Source organism: Nitrincola tibetensis, assembly GCF_003284585.1.
In the GTDB taxonomy this organism is placed as follows: domain Bacteria; phylum Pseudomonadota; class Gammaproteobacteria; order Pseudomonadales; family Balneatricaceae; genus Nitrincola; species Nitrincola tibetensis.
This window is the reverse complement of the sequence record NZ_QKRX01000001.1, coordinates 156,864-178,569: the sequence shown is the minus strand read 5'-3', so window position 1 is coordinate 178,569 and position 21,706 is coordinate 156,864. Positions and strand designations below refer to the sequence as shown.

Here is a 21,706-nt window from a genome sequence, read left to right as displayed (position 1 = left end):
TTTTGCGCTATTGTACCCAATAACCCAGTGCAGAACAGCCGTTATTCTGCAATCTATGACAGGAATACCATGATTCAAACCTCGTTCAGCTTCCGTCTAGGGATATGTGCCCTGTTTATGTTTTTCAGCGCTGCAAGCCTTGCGCAAGGCTTGCTTGAACAAGGTTTGGGTGTCCCTTCCCTAACGGTTGAAGAGCGCTTATTACTTGAACTGCCTGCAGATTCAGAATTAAGAATCTTAGAAGTGAGCGAAGATCGTTTTCCGGTTTTAATTCAACAGGCCAATCAAAGCACACCTGAGGGGGCTTTGCTGCTGTTAGCCGATCCAGAGGCAGGACCTAGCTGGCTTGAGCAGACTCACTCTCTTCGAACCTACATGGCTGAATTTGGCTGGTTCACTCTGGCACTAGACCTTCCTGCGCGACAACACCTAATTGTCGACACTGATGCTGAGTCCCGTTACGCAAACCAAATCACTGAAAGAATACGTGCCGCCAAAACCGAAATTGATCGTGAAAGCATTGAAACATTAATCGTGATTGCGCTGGGCAGAAGTGCAGGCTGGGCGACTGAGTATTTGCGCCAACAACCCGAAGTGGCTCATTTAATTATGATAGATCCACAACCCCATCACCCTAATCAGTGGTCGGCATTGACTGAGGCCATGAGCACCCTCACCGAAAAGGCAGTGATTGATATCTATCCTGCACGAGTGCAACGTTTACCGGATATACGCATTCGCGCCAACCAGGCAAAGCGCTCGGATCTCTTGCGCTATCACAGTCAACCCATGAAAGGCGAGTACGCGGGATGGAAGATAGAAATGCCTTGGCTTAACCGACAAGTACGTGGTGCCATTAAAACATTCATCACTCAAGTTGATACTCGTATAGAAGCAGCGCGTTCGGTTCAAGAGCCTCCCCGAGAGCAGCTGCCCCCGGGAAGGCGTTAGAAACGCCAATGCTTAACGCATCCCACGCGCAACTTTGATCCGATCGTACGCGCTTTGGATTTCTTGGGTTTTTTCTTTTGCCAACTCCAGCATTTCTTCCGGCAATCCTTTAGCAACCAGTTTGTCGGGGTGATGCTGGCTCATCAATTTACGCCATGCTTTTTTAATCTCAGCATCGGTTGCAGACGTGGGTACACCCAGCACGCCATAGGCATCTTCTAGTAGCTGTGCGTCATTTAAGCCCGGCTGCTGCTGCCATTCGTGACTGTGCTTAGCAAAGTTCTGTGCAGCACGAATACGTTGCACCACCGCTTGCATTTCAAGCGACGTGAATTGTAATAGATGGCAGATTTCCTCTATTACTTTAAGCTCAGCTGCCGACATATCACCATCCGCCATGGCGGTTTGCAATTGCATTTCCAAAAACATGAGCTTAACAGACAAGCGGCCACGCAGAATTAAAGCCAAGGGTTTCAAAACCTTGGCCATATCAAAATCGGGCTGTTTGCCTTCATTAAAGTACTCAATGGCTCTTCGCTTAGCCTGCTCGTTCAACTGCATACGAGCCATAACAGCTCGCGCGAACTCGATTTCAGACTCGGTGACACGCCCATCGGCCTTCGCAATTTTACCCATCACGGCAAAGGTTGCCCGAAAAAATAATTGCTGTGGAGCGATGGATTTCACTTTTTTAAGCATTCGCTCTAGGAAGTAACCGACAGCGCCACCAAACAACAATCCAAAAAAACCACCCGTAAACAGCCCAATCAGTCCCCCAATCACTAAGCCTGTTTTATGCTTAATGAAGCCCTGTCCTGTTTGCCTTCCCCAATGCTCAGCACTCATTCTCGATTCTCATGTGTTAATTGCGCTTCTAATGCCGCTAAACGCTCAGGGGTGCCCACATCCGACCAAATACCTTGATGACAGACACCCTTTAGGCCCCCTTGAGAAATTGCTCGACGCAACAAGGGTGCCAACGCAAACGCTTCCGCTTTACAATCTGTAAATAGTGTTGGGCTTAAAATGCTAATGCCTGAAAAAGTCAGTGACCGCCCGTCGGAATCACTTAAGTAGCCATTATCACTTAAACGAAAGTCTCCTTCTGAATGCCAATCAGGATTTTCAATCATCACCAGGCACCCTAAGTCTTTTTCATCTAGACTGACGTTGAGCAAAACTGATAAATCGAAATCACTATACACATCAGCATTCATAACCAAGAAGAAAGGTTCACCTCCCTGTGTCAACCAAGGTAGCGCTTTAAAAATCCCACCTCCGGTTTCAAGAGGTTCATCTTCTTTCGAGAAATTGATCTTTAAGCCTTTAGTATCCTTCTGCGTTAAATAGTCCACAATCTGCTGCCCTAACCAGGCGTGGTTCACCATTATATCCCGAATACCTGCCGCCTTTAACTGACGCAAGGGATAATCAATCAGTGGCTTACCTAATAAGGGCACTAGGGGCTTAGGCGTCGTTAAGGTGAAGGGACGCATCCGCTTTCCCAAGCCGGCTGCCAAAATCATTGCCTTCATAAGTCGCGCCACCAATGTTCTAAAGACTGACCTTGAAAACGAGGGTGAGATGAAAATGCAGGTATAACGACTTGCGCTAACCAATCTGCAAAGTCCGAAAACTCCGGATAACGCCGTGCACTTCGATACAAATTACTCAAGGTTAGTGGAATATCATTTAAATAGCCGTCTTTTCCATCACGCAGAGATAACCGCGCAAAAATACCACAAACCTTCAACTGACGTTGCATACCCATCCAATCAAAATACCGTTGCCACACCTGAGCACTCAGGCCAACATTATCATGTAAATAGGTTTGCCTATATTCCTCTAGCCAATGATACACCTGCTCATCAGGCCAACTAATATAGCTATCCCGAAATAAAGACACGAGATCATAGGTGATTGCACCTCGCACTGCATCTTGAAAGTCTATCACGCCAATATTACCGCAAGGTAAAATCATCAGGTTTCGGGAATGATAATCACGATGCACAACCACTTGTGGCTGCGCCAGTGCTGACTCCAGCAAGCGAGCTTTGACCTTTGTTAAGCCTTCAAGCACGTCATCCGTGATCGATAGGCCTAACCAGCGAGATAAAAACCATTCGTCAAACAAACCCATTTCTGTTTGCAGCTTTGCGGCATCGTAAACAGGTAAATCGTCCCCTGGCATTGCTTGGATACAGGCCAAGGTTCGAGCCGCTTTCGCATATAACTCACCCTCTTGCCCTTCGACTAATCCGCTGTACAACAACGTATCGCCAAAATCTTCGAGCAATAAAAAACCTAACTCAAGGTTTTTTGCCAAAACTTGAGGCACTTTAACGCCAAATTCATGCCATTTTTCTGCAATTTCTACAAAAGGCCGACTGTCCTCTAAATTTGGCGGAGCATCCATCACAATCCAGTTTTTTTGCTGGCCTAATAGACGATAATAACGTCTAAAGCTGGCATCTCCTGATACAGGCACTAAGCCCATATTAGGATTAATGTCTAAATTTAACTCGGTGGCTGTCTGGATTACCCAAGTATTCAGCCGTTGTTGACGATCTCCCATGCCCGCTCCTCTAGCACTTGATAGGACGAATGCTTTATTATTCAGTCTTTAATAGTACTAGACTCGGGGGCGGCACGAAATGGCCTGCCCGATCCGCAACTGGATGGCGACCTGATGCCCTTTACTAAATCATCGACTTTTCGACTCTCCGTAGCTGTCGCTGCGGTATTATCGTCCTATGCTATGGCGCAAACGAGCCAAGCTAGTTGGGACTGTAAAGCCAACACTCAAGGTGAGTGGGAGTGTGCTTCAGGCGTTACGCCTGCAGCCAATACAACAAATAACGCTGAGTCCATGGTGCGCTCAACTTCTCAGCCAACGACGCAAAGGCGCTTATCTGTATCTGAAGTACAGCCCGACAAGGCTCCATCTGACTCAAAGCCTCTAACCACTGCGTCACAAGTGCCACAGGTTCGACAAGCGCCGCAAACACCAGAAACACCAACACCTTTGCAAACAACGGCAGAGCAAGCTACCAGCACGCCTGATGCTGTTCTTAACAAAGTCACTCCAAATGAACTCCCAACTAGCGCCCAATCGAGTGCAGCCAAACTGCCCGATTTTTTAGCATCCGATGCACCTTACTCTCATTTAGACTGGTACCCCTATACAGATAACGAAACTCGTTTATGTTCGGGGCGCTATATTGAACCTGAAGAGTTAATGGCCGCTATCGCTGAAAATAGACCGCTGAGTGAACTGCCCATATACGCAGGCGCTAGCAGTTCATCTGCCGATCTCCAATCTGGATTGACCCGCTTGACTGGCGGCGTTAACATCCGTCAAGGCGGACGTGAGTTCAATAGTAATTATGGCGAGCTCAATCAAGCCGAGCGCACCGCTTCTTTACAGGGCCAAGTCCAGTTCCGTCAGCCCGGATTGTTGATGATTGCAGAACGTGCCGATGTAGACTTTGATCAAGGCGTCTCTGGCTTCAGCCAATCCCAATACGTGATGCACCAAGAGCATCTTCGTGGTTCTGCTGAGCAGATCACTCATTATATAGATGACCGAATCACGCTCGAAAAAGGCATGATGACCTACTGTGAGCCCGGAAACAATGACTGGGCGATTCATTCAGGCAGCATAGAATTGTACCCTGAAGAAGGCTACGGCGTTGCACGCCATGCAACCTTACAAGTCGCAGGTATTCCTGTGATTTACATGCCATGGTTTCGCTTTCCAATAGATGATCGACGCCAGTCAGGTTTTTTATATCCTAGCTTGTCAGTCTCAAAAGGTGACGGTACTGACATCAGCGTTCCCTATTACTTCAACCTGGCACCCAACCTAGATGACACGCTAACACTGCGTTTTATCGAGAATAGAGGATTGCTACTGGAGAATGAGCTCCGCTATCTCAACTCTTGGTCAAACAATGAACTCAGTGCGGCAGTCTTGGCAAACGACAATCGAGCCAATAACGAAAACCGATGGCTGCTAAGTGTTAAGCATCAAGGGCAAATTACACCTGAAGTTACGTCCAGCGTTGATTTCAGTCGGGCGAGTGATGATGACTATTTTGCTGACTTGGGCACAAGCCTTGAAGTTGAGCGCAAAGAACATTTAGATCAAAAAGCAGAAATCCGATATCAGGCTGATACTTGGCAACTGTTGGGGCGTTTTCACGACTACCAAACCATCAACGACAACATAGCCTCACCTTATAAGCGCGTTCCACAGGTATTATTAACTGGCCAAGAAGCCTTAAATCAGCGATTGGATTTTAATTATACGGCTGAATATGTTCGTTTTCGTCGCGATCGTCGGGACTTTTTTGACCAAGCGATGTTTAGCGCTCCCGAAGATGCACTTAGGAAAACAACCGCAGACCGCGTGCATTTACGACCATCGCTTTCTTACAAATACTACCGCCCTTGGGGATATGTGCATCCAAAGCTAAGCCTGTGGCACAGCCAGTATTCGTTTAACTTTGAATCAGCGCCGAATTTCAACTTGCCGACCTCCACTACAGCAGGTATCGCCAGCCTAGATTCAGGGCTCTACTTTGATCGTGACATTCATTTTCGTAATACATCCTATTCGCAATCCTTTGAGCCACGCTTGATGCTGTTGCACGTAGAGAAAAACAAGTCTCAACCCTCGCCGTCACAGTTCCGCTACTTTGACTCTTCGGCTCTCGATTTTAGCTACTACAATCTCTTCGATCCGTATGGATGGAGTGGAAATGATCGCGTATCCGCCACACAACAAGCGACGTTGGGTGTATCATCCGCTATATACAGCGATAAGGGGGTTGAACAACTGCGCGTTGCTGTTGCGCAATCTCATTACCTAAAAGATCGTGATAGTATGGATCTCAGACCTGGCGACATTTCAGGGCAAGAGACCAGCTCCAATCTAGCCTTTATGGCGCAATGGAATATTACTCCAACCCTGCGTCTTAGCCACGATTCAGAGATTGATCGAAACAACTACTCATTCGAAGAGCATAATTATCGAGCAATTTGGATTCCAAATAATGAAAACATGCTCTATTTGAGTTACCGTGACCGCGTCAACTCAAACAATGCAAACGAACCTATTCGTCAATCAGATATTGCTTTCAGACATCAGATTAACCCTAAATGGGGCGTCGTAGGACGTTGGCAACATGATATTGAAAACAGCAAGAAACTCGATACATTAGTCGGTGTCGAATATGGAACCTGCTGTTGGAAAATGCGTTTAACAGGAAGAGAGTGGCTGACATCATCTAACGTTCGAGGCGCAACGGCCAGCTATGACCGTGGTGTTTTCGTTGAGTTTGTCCTACGTGGACTTGGCTCCTTTGGCGGTGATGGCGGTCGTGGCCTGATCGAAGAAATAACCGGATTTAAAGAGAAAGACCATGATAATTTCTAAGAAAACCCTCTACAAGGCTGTTTCAACGGTCCTATTAGCAGGCACTGTTAGCTTTCAGGCTCAAGCGCAACATCTTGATCGCATCATCGCTATTGTCAATGAAGACATCATTCTTGAAAGCGAGCTGAATCAACGTGAACGCCTCTTTACAGAACAAATACTGTCTCGTGGCGTCCAGGTTCCTGATCAATCGGTACTTCGCCAACAGGTTACCGAACGATTAATCTTAGACAGTATTCAGCTGCAACTGGCTGAGATTCAAGGCATTCGTGTATCAGATCGACAGCTGAATGAGGCTTTAGAGAACATCGCTGCTCAAAACAACATGTCCTTAACGGAGTTCAGTGCAGCGCTTGAAGCCGAAGGTGAAAACTATGCAGATGTTCGTGAACAAATTCGCCGCGAAATTCTAATCTCGCAGGTTCAACAAACCAATGTTAACCGCCGAATACAAGTTTCTGAGCAAGAAATTCGCAACTTTATCAACTCAGAAATGGCAGATGGTCAAGACCAAGCTGAATTTCATCTTAGCAATATTTTAATTGCTCTACCCTCACAAGCGTCTCCCGATATGATTCAAGCGGCCGAAGCAAAAGCCGAATCAGTTTACAATCAGCTCATGGCTGGCGCCGAGTTTGCTGATCTAGCTGTATCCACCTCTAATGCACCTAATGCATTAAGCGGTGGTGAGTTGGGTTGGCGCAAACAAAGCGAACTGCCTGAGTCACTTGCAGCTTCCTTGGCTGGTATTGCACCCGGTGAATTTACTCGCCCTATTCGCACCTCAGGGGGCTTTCATATTTTACGTGTGAATGACCAACGAGGCGGAGAGGTCACGCTCGTCGAACAAACACAAGTTAGCCATATTTTGATTGCCCCCAATGAAATCCGCACGCCTGAACAAGCACGCATACTCGTTCATGATTTACGTCACCGTATGCGCGAAGGACAACCCTTTGAAGAGTTGGCACGTCGATACAGTGATGACCCTGGAAGCGGCTCACAAGGCGGTGACTTAGGGTGGGCACAAGATGGACAAATGGTGCCCGAGTTCGAGCAAGTCATGAAAACGACCCCCGTCGGTCAAACATCTGACCCCTTTGAGTCTCGTTTTGGCTGGCACATATTGCATGTTAGAGATCGCCGCACACAAGACATGAGTTCGGAGATGATGGAGAACTTTGCTCGCATCACCATTCGCCAACGCAAATTTAATGAAGAGCTCGACAACTGGTTGCGCGAACTGCGCTCAGAGGCCTATGTTGAACTCAAGCAGCCAACTCAGGGATAAGCAAAGATGAATGCCTGTCGACTGGCGATCACAGCGGGGGAGCCCGCTGGCATAGGTCCAGACCTTTGCATCATGATCGCACAACAAAAATCTGAACATCAGCTAATTGTTGTAGCCGATCCTGACATGTTGCAGGCTCGCGCCCAACAACTGGGACTGCCTTTAGATATTCATCTGTTTGATGCTGAATCAGACCCGCAGCCGACACCTGCGGGTGTGCTATATTGCGACCCTGTCGCACTAGCAGCCCCCTGCTCTCCAGGCTATCTCAATACAGCTAACGCGCATTATGTTCTGCAAACGCTACGCCGTGCAGCAGAAGGCTGCCAAACGGGTCTATTTGACGCCATGATTACGGCCCCCGTTCACAAAGCTGTGATAAACGATGCCGGCATTGCATTCAGTGGGCATACTGAATTTTTGGAAGCCTTAACGGGTGCCTCCAAAGTGGTCATGATGCTAGCCACCGAAGACTTACGGGTTGCGCTAGCCACCACTCACCTTCCACTAAGAGACGTCGCTGACGCCATTACACCTGAGTTACTGACCGATATTATTAATGTGTTGGTTTCGGATTTAAAAACCTACTTTGGGCTTCCAAATCCCCGTATTCTTGTGTGCGGGCTCAATCCTCACGCAGGGGAGTCTGGGCACCTAGGGGATGAAGAAATTCGCGTAATCAGTCCAGTCCTTGACACCTTTCGTGCCAAAGGCATTCAATTGATTGGGCCTCTGCCCGCTGACACACTTTTTACACATCATCATCTAGCCGAAGCGGATGCCGTGTTAGCCATGTATCATGACCAGGGCTTACCCGTTCTTAAGTACAAAGGTTTCGGTAAAGCCGTCAACATAACACTTGGACTTCCCATTATTCGCACATCAGTTGATCACGGTACAGCTCTAGACCTTGCTGGAACGGGAAAAGCCGACCCTGGCAGCTTATTTACCGCCTTGCAGTATGCTGCGTTAATGGCCTCTTCACGTCGGTTAGACGACTAACAGGATTTAAACACGACATGAGTAAACATGAAGCGGGTCATAAAGCCCGCAAACGCTTTGGACAAAACTTTCTCCAGGATGAATCCATTATCCGTCGGATCATTCGTGCCATTAATCCAAAGCCTGAACAACATTTAGTTGAAATAGGACCTGGATTAGGCGCCCTGACAGAAGAAATACTAGACGCCACAGGTCGCTTAGACGCCATCGAGCTAGATAGAGACTTAGTCCCTATACTGAGAACCAAGTTTTTTAACTATGGCAATCAATTTACGGTGCACGAAGCGGATGCTATGCGCTTTGACTTTCAGCAACTGATTCAAGATGACCGCCCATTGCGTATCATTGGCAACTTGCCATACAACATCTCAACCCAATTGATTTTTCATTTACTTAGCCACAGCCATATTATTGAAGACATGCATTTCATGTTGCAAAAAGAGGTTGTTCTTCGCTTAGCCGCGGGCCCTGGCGAAAACAATTATGGCCGCCTAGGCATCATGGCTCAGTACTTCTGTAAGGTTGAAAATTTATTTTTAGTTCCTCCCAGCGCTTTCCACCCTGCGCCTAAAGTTGACTCAGCGATTGTTCGACTGGTGCCATACAAAACGCTGCCTTACCCAGCGAAAGATCATCAGCTTTTTCAACAAGTGGTGAGAACCGCATTTGGGCAGCGCCGAAAAACGCTACGTAATAACCTTAAAGAACTGATTGATAGCGATGCACTTGAGCGCATTGAAATAGATCCTAACTTACGTCCAGAACGCCTATCGCTAGCTGATTTCGTTAAAATCAGCGATTACCTTGCCGATATAAAAGGATAATAACCGTAGAATGAATACTCGTGAACTTAGCAATAACGTCGATATCCATGTTCGAACCGCATATCTCGAAGAGCAATCAGACCCAGATGCTCATCGCTTTGTGTTTTCTTACCACATTACCATTCGTAATAATAACAGCGTTGCGGTTAAGCTCCTCAGCCGTAAATGGTTAATTACCGATGGCAATGAAAATGTCCAAGAGGTACAAGGAGAAGGTGTTGTTGGTGAACAACCCGTCATAGCACCCGGCTCAAGTTATAGCTATACCAGCGGCACAGTACTATCGACTGAAGTGGGCAGCATGCAAGGATATTACAATATGATGGCTGGAGAGCTTAGCTTCCGTGCCCCTATTCAGGCTTTCACACTGGCACAACCGAACGCACTCCACTAACCTGCCAATAGACCAATCGTCTGTTGTTTGCTTACCATTAAGGAAGGGCCATGGATTTTGCATCACTCATCGGTATCATTCTTGGTTTTGCTCTGATACTTGGCGCTATCGCAATCGGAGGCAGCTCAGACGTCTTCATTAACGTCCCTGGCATGATGATTGTTGCGGGCGGAACCATCGCCGCAACATTTCTAACCGTTCAGTTCCGAGATGTTCTCAATGCGTTCAAAGCGGCGTGGATTGTGTTCACACGAGACCGCACCAACGCGCAAGAAATGATTGACACAATGTTGGAGTTAAGCCGCATCAGCCACCGCCACGGATTGCTAAAGCTCGGTGACATTGAAACCAATTCCCATGTCTTACGACGAGCGGCAAACTTGCTAGCAGAGGCTGCATCCGAGCAGGTTATTCGCAACACCCTGCAAAATGAAATTGACTCCCTCATCTCACGCCACCACACGGTGCAAGATGTGTTTAAAAAAATGGCTATGTACGCGCCCTCATTCGGTATGCTTGGTACCCTAATTGGTCTCATTCAAATGCTAAGCGCGCTTAAAGATCCAGAAACCATTGGTCCTGCAATGGCCATCGCACTCTTAACAACCTTTTATGGCTCACTACTATCCACGGTTATCTTTTTGCCAATAGCCGGTAAATTACGCGCTCGTACGCTTGTAGAAGTCACAAACCTAGAAATTATCCGCGAAGGCTGTATCAGCATTCTAACCAACGATCACTATGCACATGTATATGAACAGCTGTCATCTTACTTACCTGAGGATTCACGTAAACCCCTGCGTTTAGGTAAGAACCAGGGTGATGAGAACGGCAAAAAGACATGAAATCGTCCCGAAAACAACAATTGCTTGAGGAGAATGATGGCCCTGGCTGGATCACAACCTTTGCTGACCTCATGACGCTCCTTCTCGTTTTTTTCGTTTTGCTTTTCTCAATATCCAGCATTGAAATGGAATCGTTTGAGGAAACCGCTCGCTCAATCAGCCTCGCACTATCACGTGAGGGCTCCTCTAATAGTCTGATTGAGTTAGAAGTCTCAGCCCCCGATACCAGCCAAATTCCAGAAATCGATCATCCCGTTATTAACCGCTCATCCGAGGACTCATTCTTAGCCGATCAAGTGCGTTTTCAACAAGCATTGCTTGAGGCAGCGAATGCTGAATTAAGTGAAATCGCAACAGATTTAAACACAGCACTCAATCGTTCAGATATGGGCAGCTGGGTTGAAATCGGCACACCTAGGGACGGCAAGCTCAATTTACGCGTCAACGGAGCCATAATGTTTGAAACAGGATCTGCGAACATTAGACGTTCAATGATGCCAGTGCTAGACTCAGTATTAGAAATAGCGTTAATGAATCCTGGATTTAAACTGGAAATCCAAGGTCATACTGATAATACACCCATAAATACAGAGCAATTCCCATCCAATTGGGAGCTTTCAGCCGTAAGAGCGACAACGGTGTTGCGTTTTTTAGTGGAGGGTGGGCTCGCGCCCATTCGAGTTACGGCCACGGGCTATGGTGATACCTTACCTCTTGTCCCAAATGACTCGGAATTAAACCAAGCCATGAACAGACGAATAGAATTTGTGCTGGAAAAAATAGAGCTGCCAAAATTATGAAGCCCCAGATTTCATTACCTGATAACAAGGATGATGAGCGACGTGCCTACCGGATGGTACCCGTACAGCAAGATCCTATAGTCTTGTTCGTTGATCAACATAAAGTTGAGTTACAAGACTTGTCGACAAGAGGCGTTGCCTTCATGACCTCGCAACCTCTTCAAGGCGGCCAACACAAGGCTAAGTTTAGCTTTTTGTTGGAGGGTAAGGACATTACCCTCCACTGTCGTATTGATATCGTGCATAAGAGTACGACACGCTATGCTGGAAAACTAGTTGACCTAGACGTTAAAGATGAAAAACTTCTGTCCCAGTTTATCCTGCAGTGCCAAAAAGATGCCATTTTAAGGCAAAAACGTGCTATCAATTAATATTAATGAAATAAATTCGAATATACGCTTGACACACTGCCCTTCTATCTATAATATTTGCTCCACGTTGATGCGGGGTGGAGCAGTCTGGTAGCTCGTCGGGCTCATAACCCGAAGGTCATAGGTTCAAATCCTGTCCCCGCTACCAAATTTTAGAAGGCAGATCAGTTACTTACTGATCTGCCTTTTTTCTTTGTGTCTTCTAAATAATTTTCTGTGGCAAAATGCAGCAAGTTTTGTGACGCACTTTTTAAAGAAACTTTACTTCTTTTTTACAATGGCCTTACGTTTGCACGCATCACATGCTCTTAAGTGAATTTAGCAAATCAACTGATTCCAATTTTTTAACACATCTATTTTCGAACACGTCTCCTTTGCCAATTTCTCAGCTGCCTGTGCGGCAGTGAACTTGGGTACCAAAAAACGGTCCTTCTGATTCTGTTTCTAAGCTGCCTGTGCGGCAGTGAACGGTAGAGTCGGGCCATAATGGGGGCTACATTGTTTCTAAGCTGCCTGTGCGGCAGTGAACTGTCCGGTGCTGCTTGTGTACGACTCATAATCTTTCTAAGCTGCCTGTGCGGCAGTGAACGCGATCGGCCGCTTCAGCATCTCAGTGTAAAATTTCTAAGCTGCCTGTGCGGCAGTGAACTAGAGGATGTAGAGGCCAACCGCCCCACTTTCTTTCTAAGCTGCCTGTGCGGCAGTGAACCCGAACACGTCTGGACCCGAATGGAATCCGGTTTTCTAAGCTGCCTGTGCGGCAGTGAACTGTATTCGTATATGACAGATGAGTCGATGAATTTTCTAAGCTGCCTGTGCGGCAGTGAACCAGGATCAGGGTTCGATTACATCCATCAAACATTTCTAAGCTGCCTGTGCGGCAGTGAACTTATTGTGGCCGAGGTGAGGTTTTGGGAGACTTTTCTAAGCTGCCTGTGCGGCAGTGAACTCATGGGTTAGTAGTATCGGCGGTCGCCAAACTTTCTAAGCTGCCTGTGCGGCAGTGAACATACCTAGCCTGCCTTTTGCGCGCTTGGAGACTTTCTAAGCTGCCTGTGCGGCAGTGAACCTACAAACAACTCACCGTTAACCAGCACTGTCTTTCTAAGCTGCCTGTGCGGCAGTGAACTTGAACCATCAGGAGTGGTTCTCCAGTCTTCATTTCTAAGCTGCCTGTGCGGCAGTGAACGATCAAAGGGCGGCAACCCTACGCTGGTCTTATTTCTAAGCTGCCTGTGCGGCAGTGAACCGTCTGGTAAAATGCTTAGAGCATACGAAAAGTTTCTAAGCTGCCTGTGCGGCAGTGAACAAAACACCACCGGATTGAATCAAAGAGCATTTTTTCTAAGCTGCCTGTGCGGCAGTGAACACGTAACTCCAGTACCCAGCACAATGCCTTCATTTCTAAGCTGCCTGTGCGGCAGTGAACGCGCAAGACACAGGCTCAGTAATATGGGGTCATTTCTAAGCTGCCTGTGCGGCAGTGAACCTGAACCTGGATGCACACGACGGCCGCTCATATTTCTAAGCTGCCTGTGCGGCAGTGAACCTTCTATCGGCTCAATCGGTGGCGGATTGTTATTTCTAAGCTGCCTGTGCGGCAGTGAACATCTGCTGCTGAGGGTCTGTTGCCCACTGAGTTTTCTAAGCTGCCTGTGCGGCAGTGAACTTACACACAGAAAAAGACCTTCTTGGTTTTTATTTCTAAGCTGCCTGTGCGGCAGTGAACTACAACAACGGGTGGCCAAGTTGGTGTTGGTTTTTCTAAGCTGCCTGTGCGGCAGTGAACCAATAGAATAAAGAAATAAAAATAAGCTGCAACAGGCTGTTAGGACAAAAATCATCTTTTTACCTTGTTAAAAACCACCCGTTGCAACTATTTGTATTTAAATCATATTTTTAAAGAGCAAAAATATAGGGTTAAAACCAAGGAACTGTAGCGGTTTTGCTAAGACCATAACTATCAAACTCACCATCAACTGGGTCAGCTTGAATATCACTAAACTCAAAGAATTTTCGGTACACCAGCCCTGTTGAACTGCTATACAGATCAAGGTATGGATTATCAAACCCTTGGCTAAGCATTTTTACCTTGTAACGTTTCTCACCGTCTTTATCTATGCTACCTCTGGCAATTAAACGCGTTAACTTTGCTTTGCTTAAATTACTGCGTTTAACTGAAATGATGCGATACTGCACTTGGTCTGGCACATTAGTAACCGTAGTAACCTTGCAATATCCAGCCAAAGGGCCTAACCAGTTTAACCCCTGCAAATCATGTAGTGCGCTCATTTCACCATGTAAACGAAATAATCGCCCTAGTTTTAAATTTGCTTCAGGAAAGTTAATACCAATTTTATTGCTATGTAACGTCACCAGTACTTTGTGAAATTTAGTAAAAACTTTACTACTTAATTCTGCCTCGCGCATTTCAGCATCTGGCATCAGGCGTATATCAATATATGCGTCCATCGTTACTCCTAAAGTCGAATGCTTGAAACATAAGCCAACCCCTTTTTTCCAAGGTAAAAACTTGATACCCCTGCGTATTCAATAAGCCGCTGAATTTCTTGACCTCGAGTCAACTCCGAGAACTCTCGCCCTTTATCCTCATCACTTAAATTAATTTCAATTTCCAATTTACCAGAATGCTTTTTAATATAGCATGGCGTTCCAACTGACTTTTTACGCCCACCAGCCATTTTATTTAACCAATCTCGCACACCATTGAAGCCAGCTTTTGAAAACCCTTGAATTTGAATTTCGGGTTTTGAGGTGTCGATAAATGGAAGAACCTTGCCATTTTTAACAAGCCGTTCAGCTTGCAAATACAGAGCTGCCGCATAGAGACTCATGGGATAAACAACACCATCTTTGCAATACTCCTCGCCCAACTTCTTACCATTGGGATACTTACTGGATAAATAAAAAACAGCCTTGTTTAATGCAACTTCAAAATCACTTTCAGAACGTTCAACCAATTCATCTAAACATGATTTTGCTTCCCAAAACTCTTCATTCAAACCAGCAACTTTCTCTTCTGATTTGGCTTTTAGCTTAACCGAAGTCGGAGGTTTCATGGTGATTTTATTTTTATAGTCAGATAGATATTTGAACTTTTTATCCACAATTGATCGTTGATCTTTCTGCTGCCTTTCCTTAGTTTTTATAACAGCCCCTTCTTCTGACTTTAAATCAGAAATTATATCCAATCTCTTTATGAGCCACGTAGGCTTACATAGATCGCCATTTTCAATTCCCTTGCAAACCTCTTCACTCAAAATGAATTCAATTAACTGTTCTTTATTTAGGTATAGGATGCACCACAAAAGCCGACACTCCTCTAAAAAAAACCACGGATTGTCATTATCTAAAACACCGATATAACTACTTTGCGCACAACGATCATCCGATTTATTCGTTAAATAAACCAGCTCACAGCTATCTTGCTGACCTCGTTCTACCACAGGTTCTAAAACCCTATCTTCAATATCTGAAAAATAATAGTTTGGATCCTTCTTTGCCTTCCACAATGGCCTCTGATCGCCAATTAGACGGCACAACACGCCCAATATAGTACTTCTAGAGATAGGAGTATATTTTTCCCCTCTAGTGCCAGATGTTGCAACAAACTTTTGCTCAAAACCATTAAATGCATGATAGTTCTTTTTTAAGCTCCCTTTAAAGACGCCCTTTGAATAAGACACGGAATTGCCATTCAAATCGAAAGTTTTCTTTTCATCATCACCAAGAAAACTTGTTTGCCAGCATGAATCAAACTCTATAGTAATCTTCATAACTATTTACCTTCGTAATAAACAGCGTACGAACTATTTTTTAACTCACTTATTGAACTTTCATCATTTTTAATACGAAACATATCTCTTGCTTTATCGCTATCATTGTAATCAACCAGCACCGAATCAACGTACATAAACCCCTTAGCTTGTCTAATGCTTAAATTAGTCAACAGCTCAATCATCTGATTAACCAATACATCAATAGCCTCATCATTTAGCAAAACACCTGCTTCACCCTCATCAAATATCGAACCTTTACGCACATAATTTTTGTGATAAATAGCTTTTTCATTCTTATTATTAGACAATGACTGCAAATAGTCAGTGAGCTTCTCAGCCATCTCTTCCCCTTCTTGGTGGTTGTTTATTTTCATAGATTCTCGGCCAAAATTAGCGCATAAAGGAATAAACTGCAATTGCTCAATACTAATTGAACCATAGGCAATATATTCCGTATCACCAAAGGTGGTCTTCGAGAAAATAGAATTACTAGATTCTTTTCCATCTTTATTTTCTTTTTTCTCTTTACTTCCAGACTGTCCCATCTGCTCAAAATTACCATTTCCTAACTGATCCACAAAATCAGTTAACAATAATGGACTTGTTCTTTTATTTTCGTTTTTTGGAATTACATACCCACGTAACAGCCCAACCGTTGAACAAAGCAATCTTAATGGCTGATCTAATAGATTAGGTGATTGAAGATTGTAATGCTCACCTCTAAATAAATGATGACGAATACAATTTTGGCTTATATAAAGATTTACTTTGCTTAGATCAACGCTAGTCGGATGATGATATGACTTTGGAGAACCATCTTCCCAAAATTCTTTTATATTACTATAGCCTCGAAGTTTAGGCATGCTGTGATTGCTGACTTTTGTCGGCTTTGATGCACCATCTTTCCATATCTCAAGTTGAGGAGAACCATTCCAATTCACTACTCCATGACCTAATGCTTTGATCTTAAAATCAACACTTTTAACTCCTGTTACTTTTTGCATAATTTATTCCTCATCTTCTGTGGTTTGATTAATTTGTTTACTGGACATAGCGCCAATGGCTTGTTTCTCGCAAATGACGTAATAAATTGCATGAGGATGGCGAGCACATTCGCCACCCACTTGCAGCAAATCGTTTGTGGTATAACTTAAGTAGATTGGTGATTCCGGGTCTCGGGCCTCATTGAGTAAGATCTTATCGGTAAACGCTTTACTCGTGCCCCCAATAATATTGTGGTGTTTTTTGAACATATGCGCTAAAAGGTCTTTATCACTTTGGCCGTAACCACAAATAGCACTAGTCGAGTATGTAAGATTGTCGATATCACTAATATCATCGAGTTGAATTGAATAAGCGTAAGCCTCCATATATTCCGGCTTATTTTTTGTTAAATACACCACTGCCAATTGCACAAACCGATTATCACCGCGCAGTGATACTTTACTGATCTTGTTGCGTTTTTTATCTTTGCTTTTCTTTGGTGGAGCGGTAATAGGATCAACTACTTTTAAGTGGATTTGTTGCACACTATTTTTTAGGGCAGCCACTAAGTCACTCGCAATAAACTCTCGATTACGTTCAGTGTGATGAAATTCGAAATAAAGCTGATATATCTCTGGCAACGTAAAAATCTTGTCTGCCAATTCATTCTGTAAAAACTGATACCAAGCTCGAACAGAACTCAAGGTATACATTTTTGATAGAAACCCCGCTGCCGGACTTTTACCTTTGCCATTGGCGATGGACTCTGGCACGGCTAACGTATAGGTATTCACGTGACTATTTTCACCAAAGCGATCTAAACGACCTAAACGCTGTAAGCAATCTTCAGCACTGGTTATTTCGGCCACCATATAATCACAACTGATATTAAGCGATGCTTGTACTATCGGCCCACTGCGTAGCACTTCATATTTACGAGTACCTCCGCGCTTGTATGCCTCGTACACTTCACCAAACCATTTACGTTTATCACTTTTAATAAATTTTGAATGTAGTAATACCGCATTCTCGTTTTGCTGATTTTCAATAAAACTTTTTTGTGCCGTTAGCGCCGTGTTACTGATAACAAAAGTACAACCACTTTGCTGAGCAAATAGCGGGTTTGTCTCGCTTAAATTTGTATCATCAAAGATTTTAAAATCAATCTGATACTGGCTTGGGTTGAACGAGGGCATGACTTTAATATCATCAGGATGAATACCGAGTAAATCTTCAACAAAGACATAATGTGGTGTTGCCGACACTAATAAGGTCTTAGCTTGAGCTTGTTGCATTTTTTTTGAGGAAATTAGTTCTGCAAATAGCAAATTAAACGCTGGCATGTTGACATATTCATGAAACTCATCAAACACCACATGTGCATTTAAAAAGTCAATAAGCGTATTCGCTTTAGTGTGACTTATTACTGAGCCAAGAATTTGATCTATTGTTGTTATAACAATATCGCCGGAAAAATTTTTATCATCAGCAATAGGGTTATCCCATTGATTATGGAATTTAAATTCACCCGTATTTATTTCAATTGTGCTATTAGGTAGGTACTGCTCGGAGGTCAACTCATAAAACAATCCTTGGCAGACTTGTACGCGTGGACAAACCCAAACAATCCGTTTAGCGCCCTGTAATTTTGCCCACTCTAAAGCAATTTTAGTTTTACCACTGCCTGCCGCCCCCGCAAGCACTGCAATATCTTCGGCTGTGGTAAGCTGCTTGGCGATATCGTGTTGTTTTTTACTGCGCTCACTCATTGGGAAAAAGGCACTTAGGCAAGTATCAATATCAGAGCTAAGTGTGGTTTCCACCTCAAGTAGCTCGGTCACTATTTGATCTAACTGGCGCTCATAAATGGCAGTGTGTAACTCTGCTGCGCTTAATGCCGATACTGCCCTATCCGATGTGATCAAGCATGCGCGTGCAATGTTGTTTACTGCATTGAATTTAACATTGGCGCTATTAGCCGATACTGTCTCTTCAAATTCATATTCTTTGTAGTTGGGTACATGTAAGGATGCAGGTATTTTATGCTCCAGCTCGGTTATCTCCTCTTGCAAAAATGACTTTTCTAATAATGAACTTTCTAAAGATCGATATTTTTTATCAATACCTATAACCTGTTTAAGCAGTATTTGAGCTTGACCTACAATAGCAGATAGATCTGTATCTTTTTGATTTACTAAAAGTTTTTTGCTGATGTCTTTATAGGTGTCAAAACTACTTTTTTCTTTACGAAATGGCTTAGCATGATGCCAATAAATTACATGTCTAAGTGTTTCTTTATTAGGTGTATTTATAAATTTTACTTCTGGACTATCGAGTAACTGATAGAGTAAAAGCGAAACTTCATTATGCCTTGGGTGTTTATCAAAGCTAAATTTTGCATCATCAATGTGTTGCCCATCTTCAGCTATGAAATCCCTCTTTTTGGGATTGGTCACCCACTCTTGAAATTTAGGATCAATTTTCCCTATATCATGCAAGCAACCTGCAATAAAATTCACAATTGAAAACTGTGTATTGTCTGGAAATAACTGATGATGTAGTTGTTCAGCAACATATCCAACTGCAAATAAGTGCTCACTCAGTGGTTGTAATTGAGTGTTGGCATACAACACACCTAGCTTGGGTTTATCTGTTACAACATCCATAATCACCTCGTTATTTGTATAATTCACAGGCACCACACCCTCAGCATTAAACTTTCGCTTATTGCCCACCACCCATAAAAACTGGCTGCGAGAGCGCGAGCGGATCCAGTGACAACTGACGGCGGTGCTACGGCTGGCAGTTTGGCGCAGCATTTTTTTCACCGTTAACAATCCATCTTCGGTGATCAGAGTTTGCCAGGTGTTGTCACCAATCCGATTGGCGAATGCATCCAACACACGGCGTGTTTTCTTGAGTGCGTTTTTCTCACACTGAGAGACAAACGTGACCATCATAACGAGTGACCCTCACTCTCTTCTTCGCTTTGACCTTGTAGGGCAATACGTTTCACGGTGTCGAACATAAAGTCGAGTGCTTTGTGTTCAATAAAAGACTGCAAAATCTGCTGGCGGAACTCTTGTTCGCTCGCTTTTTCTTTGGCGCAAACGAACGCCAAGGCAACACGATGGCATCTTTAATTAAGTCCGCCACATCAAACACCAAAGCCCCTCTTCTAGTTTTTCCGTGCATTACGGCAAAGCCGTGCGGAATACCGAGAACCCACAAACAGCTCGCTGCCAAACCATAAGCTAGGTAATTACCGTGGTTCAAAAAGTCATTAGCTTTGTCGGAGTTTTTTTTGTCAGGTTGATGCTGGCGAGAAAAGGCTTCTTTGCCTGTGTTGTTGGCCGCATACTTGTATAAGGCTTTGGTCAGTTGTGCTTCTGTAAGGAGTAGATCGGATTGTTTACTGGCGGCATCAGTGCGCTGATGGAAAGTTTCCAGAGACTGCTTAATCACTTCATCCTGAACGTTGAATTTCTCTAAGGTTAATTCTCTATCTGATCGCCAAACACGCTTTAAGTAATCAATCCGCGCAATTTGAAATTGCTTGGCGGCCGCTAAGCGCTTCTCATCGTCAAACCAAAAAGAAAGCCAGCCTTGTAGGTATTCGGTGGGACGATATTCGCTTTGTGGTGTGAACCACTCCACTTCAGTTGCCATGTGTAGAGGTGTTCCGCCGCCACCACAAAACCCTACCAATACGCCTGCCTGCGAGAGCATACGCATCGCGGCTTGGGTAATCGAGGTACCATTACCGAGCATAAGCACCGTGGTATTGGCAATCGGGATATTAAAGTAGAGGTTTTCTTTGTCTGCTTCGGTTAAATACAGCACGCGACCATCTTTTTGCATAACGCGGCAATATTCTAGGTAATACATATTGGCACGCTTTGAGTGCAGGATCACTTTGAGATCTGAAGGGGAGAAATCATCCATCCGAGCTATTCCATTTTAATATTGAATTATCAATAATTTTTACAGCGTTACGTCGTATCAACAGACCGAATCTAGCCAGTATTTTTCCAACCCTCAACCCCTGTCTAAATAACCAGTTAACTCCCTTTACACATCACAAGTCTTAATCCGCAAAAGCACCTGCAATCCACTAAAAAAGCCACTGAGATATGTCATTTTTGTTGACGAGGATTAATTGTTGCGCTTTGGGATCCGGGTCTAGCATTTTGATGTGTACTTGCATTTCCTGAATCACATACTGTGCTAAGCAGGCGCGCGTGTTGATGCGAAGGTATCCGTCTTGCATTTGATAATCGGCTTCGATTACTTCTTTTTGTGCGAGTGTTAATCGTGGATCAGGAGCAAACATCACATCAATGAATGTATGCCAAGCAGCATCGTCTTCACCCGTTTTATGGGATTTTTCTTCTAGATCTGGCGTTCCCCTAAATCGGCTTAACACAAAATCACGGTACTCTTGGCTCTTTTCACACCAAGCTCTTAAATGCCAACGCAGACCTGTTTTGACAAAACTGTGCGGAGCGATGATCCTACCCTCGCGATCGGGGTTTGAAAGGGAAACATAATCGACTTCCAGCATTTTTTGTTCACGTATCGCTTGAACTAATTTGCGTACTATTTGTGGCGAAACATAACGAGGCGGAAGAGTAACTGATGAGAATGGAAGACTGGGTGCAAAAAGAATGGAGGTTATGTGTCGTGTTGACCACTCTAAGTATTCAGTCACATCACCCGTAATTGTGCTCGGGATGAAATATTCAGTTGGCTGATAGGTTTTTAAATGACTATTGTAAACAAGGCTATCTGGGTGCTGTGAAAGGTATTGATTTATACTTTTACTGGCCGATTGACGGGTAAGGTGGAATACACTAGATAAATCGCTTGCGTTAACTCGCCCTTCCCACCAAGCTAGTAACTCAATTAGCCACAATCGTTGTTGATCGGAAACTTGCACACTGACATCCCTTTAATTCATGTGTTTAAGTCTGAGTCTACCCCAAGAGCAATTACTATTCGACT

The 21,706-nt window shown here is 44.4% G+C and carries 18 protein-coding genes, 1 tRNA gene and 1 CRISPR repeat array; of the genes, 10 read left to right on the top strand and 9 right to left on the bottom strand.

Going from position 1 to position 21,706, the window contains the following annotated elements; genetic code table 11:
• Positions 1 to 69: 69 nt before the first annotated feature.
• The gene (locus tag DN062_RS00880) at positions 70 to 951 is read left to right on the top strand and encodes a DUF3530 family protein (protein ID WP_112156663.1); all 882 of its coding nucleotides are present in this window, start codon (positions 70 to 72) and stop codon (positions 949 to 951) included.
• Between the two features lie 12 nt (positions 952 to 963).
• Here the strand turns inward: DN062_RS00880 and djlA are convergent, their stop codons facing one another.
• The 3 genes from djlA to DN062_RS00865 are packed head-to-tail and all read right to left on the bottom strand — an operon-like array spanning position 964 to position 3,526.
• Complete coding sequence (gene djlA, locus DN062_RS00875) at positions 964 to 1,797, bottom strand: co-chaperone DjlA (RefSeq protein ID WP_112156662.1); 834 nt, start codon at positions 1,795 to 1,797, stop codon at positions 964 to 966.
• Positions 1,794 to 2,486: an N-acetylmuramate alpha-1-phosphate uridylyltransferase MurU gene (murU, locus tag DN062_RS00870; RefSeq protein ID WP_112156661.1), complete on the bottom strand. Its 693-nt coding sequence runs from the start codon at positions 2,484 to 2,486 to the stop codon at positions 1,794 to 1,796. The genes djlA and murU overlap by 4 nt, the downstream gene beginning before the upstream one ends.
• Entirely contained in the window at positions 2,483 to 3,526 is a 1,044-nt protein-coding gene (locus DN062_RS00865) for an aminoglycoside phosphotransferase family protein (protein ID WP_112156660.1), read from the bottom strand. The genes murU and DN062_RS00865 overlap by 4 nt, the downstream gene beginning before the upstream one ends.
• A 114-nt stretch (positions 3,527 to 3,640) precedes the next feature.
• Between DN062_RS00865 and DN062_RS00860 the strand changes: the two genes are divergently transcribed.
• The 9 genes from DN062_RS00860 (at position 3,641) to DN062_RS00820 (ending at position 12,066) form a co-directional block, all read left to right on the top strand.
• Complete coding sequence (locus DN062_RS00860; protein WP_112156659.1) at positions 3,641 to 6,391, top strand: LPS-assembly protein LptD; 2,751 nt, start codon at positions 3,641 to 3,643, stop codon at positions 6,389 to 6,391.
• Positions 6,378 to 7,682 carry a peptidylprolyl isomerase gene (locus DN062_RS00855; RefSeq protein WP_112156658.1) on the top strand — a complete coding sequence of 435 codons (1,305 nt, stop codon included), beginning with the start codon at positions 6,378 to 6,380 and terminating at the stop codon, positions 7,680 to 7,682. Before DN062_RS00860 ends, DN062_RS00855 begins: the two co-directional genes overlap by 14 nt.
• Positions 7,683 to 7,688: 6 nt before the next feature.
• Positions 7,689 to 8,684, top strand: coding sequence for a 4-hydroxythreonine-4-phosphate dehydrogenase PdxA (gene pdxA / locus DN062_RS00850; RefSeq protein WP_112156657.1), 996 nt, complete (start codon positions 7,689 to 7,691; stop codon positions 8,682 to 8,684).
• 17 nt (positions 8,685 to 8,701) lie between these two features.
• On the top strand, positions 8,702 to 9,508 hold the full coding sequence (gene rsmA, locus DN062_RS00845) for a 16S rRNA (adenine(1518)-N(6)/adenine(1519)-N(6))-dimethyltransferase RsmA (RefSeq protein WP_112156656.1): 807 nt from the start codon (positions 8,702 to 8,704) through the stop codon (positions 9,506 to 9,508).
• A gap of 10 nt (positions 9,509 to 9,518) precedes the next feature.
• Positions 9,519 to 9,902 carry a Co2+/Mg2+ efflux protein ApaG gene (apaG, locus tag DN062_RS00840; RefSeq protein WP_112156655.1) on the top strand — a complete coding sequence of 128 codons (384 nt, stop codon included), beginning with the start codon at positions 9,519 to 9,521 and terminating at the stop codon, positions 9,900 to 9,902.
• Positions 9,903 to 9,952: 50 nt separating this feature from the next.
• Positions 9,953 to 10,747 carry a motility protein A gene (locus DN062_RS00835; protein WP_112156654.1) on the top strand — a complete coding sequence of 265 codons (795 nt, stop codon included), beginning with the start codon at positions 9,953 to 9,955 and terminating at the stop codon, positions 10,745 to 10,747.
• Complete coding sequence (locus DN062_RS00830; RefSeq protein ID WP_112156653.1) at positions 10,744 to 11,547, top strand: OmpA/MotB family protein; 804 nt, start codon at positions 10,744 to 10,746, stop codon at positions 11,545 to 11,547. Before DN062_RS00835 ends, DN062_RS00830 begins: the two co-directional genes overlap by 4 nt.
• Positions 11,544 to 11,918, top strand: a complete 375-nt coding sequence (locus DN062_RS00825) for a PilZ domain-containing protein (protein WP_112156652.1) — start codon at positions 11,544 to 11,546, stop codon at positions 11,916 to 11,918. Before DN062_RS00830 ends, DN062_RS00825 begins: the two co-directional genes overlap by 4 nt.
• A gap of 71 nt (positions 11,919 to 11,989) precedes the next feature.
• Positions 11,990 to 12,066: transfer RNA gene (locus DN062_RS00820), tRNA-Met, on the top strand.
• A 233-nt stretch (positions 12,067 to 12,299) separates the two neighbouring features.
• Positions 12,300 to 13,707: direct repeats of the CRISPR family, unit length 28 nt; unit sequence TTTCTAAGCTGCCTGTGCGGCAGTGAAC.
• A gap of 131 nt (positions 13,708 to 13,838) precedes the next feature.
• On the opposite strand, the gene cas6f is transcribed toward DN062_RS00820, so the two are convergent.
• The 6 genes from cas6f to DN062_RS00790 all read right to left on the bottom strand — a co-directional run bounded on the left by cas6f (position 13,839) and on the right by DN062_RS00790 (position 21,641).
• A complete protein-coding gene (gene cas6f, locus DN062_RS00815; RefSeq protein ID WP_112156651.1) occupies positions 13,839 to 14,390 on the bottom strand; it encodes a type I-F CRISPR-associated endoribonuclease Cas6/Csy4 in 552 nt (183 codons plus the stop codon).
• Between the two features lie 8 nt (positions 14,391 to 14,398).
• Positions 14,399 to 15,715, bottom strand: a complete 1,317-nt coding sequence (gene cas5fv, locus DN062_RS00810) for a type I-Fv CRISPR-associated protein Cas5fv (protein ID WP_112156650.1) — start codon at positions 15,713 to 15,715, stop codon at positions 14,399 to 14,401.
• Positions 15,716 to 15,717: 2 nt separating this feature from the next.
• Positions 15,718 to 16,722, bottom strand: a complete 1,005-nt coding sequence (gene cas7fv / locus DN062_RS00805; protein ID WP_112156649.1) for a type I-Fv CRISPR-associated protein Cas7fv — start codon at positions 16,720 to 16,722, stop codon at positions 15,718 to 15,720.
• Positions 16,723 to 16,725: 3 nt separating this feature from the next.
• Positions 16,726 to 19,662 (bottom strand): CRISPR-associated endonuclease Cas3'', encoded by a 2,937-nt coding sequence (locus DN062_RS00800; protein WP_112156648.1) that lies wholly within the window; start codon positions 19,660 to 19,662, stop codon positions 16,726 to 16,728.
• Positions 19,663 to 19,714: 52 nt separating this feature from the next.
• Positions 19,715 to 20,647, bottom strand: a complete 933-nt coding sequence (gene cas1f / locus DN062_RS00795; RefSeq protein ID WP_239995642.1) for a type I-F CRISPR-associated endonuclease Cas1f — start codon at positions 20,645 to 20,647, stop codon at positions 19,715 to 19,717.
• A gap of 169 nt (positions 20,648 to 20,816) precedes the next feature.
• Positions 20,817 to 21,641 (bottom strand): helix-turn-helix transcriptional regulator, encoded by an 825-nt coding sequence (locus tag DN062_RS00790; RefSeq protein ID WP_112156647.1) that lies wholly within the window; start codon positions 21,639 to 21,641, stop codon positions 20,817 to 20,819.
• Positions 21,642 to 21,706: the final 65 nt, after the last annotated feature.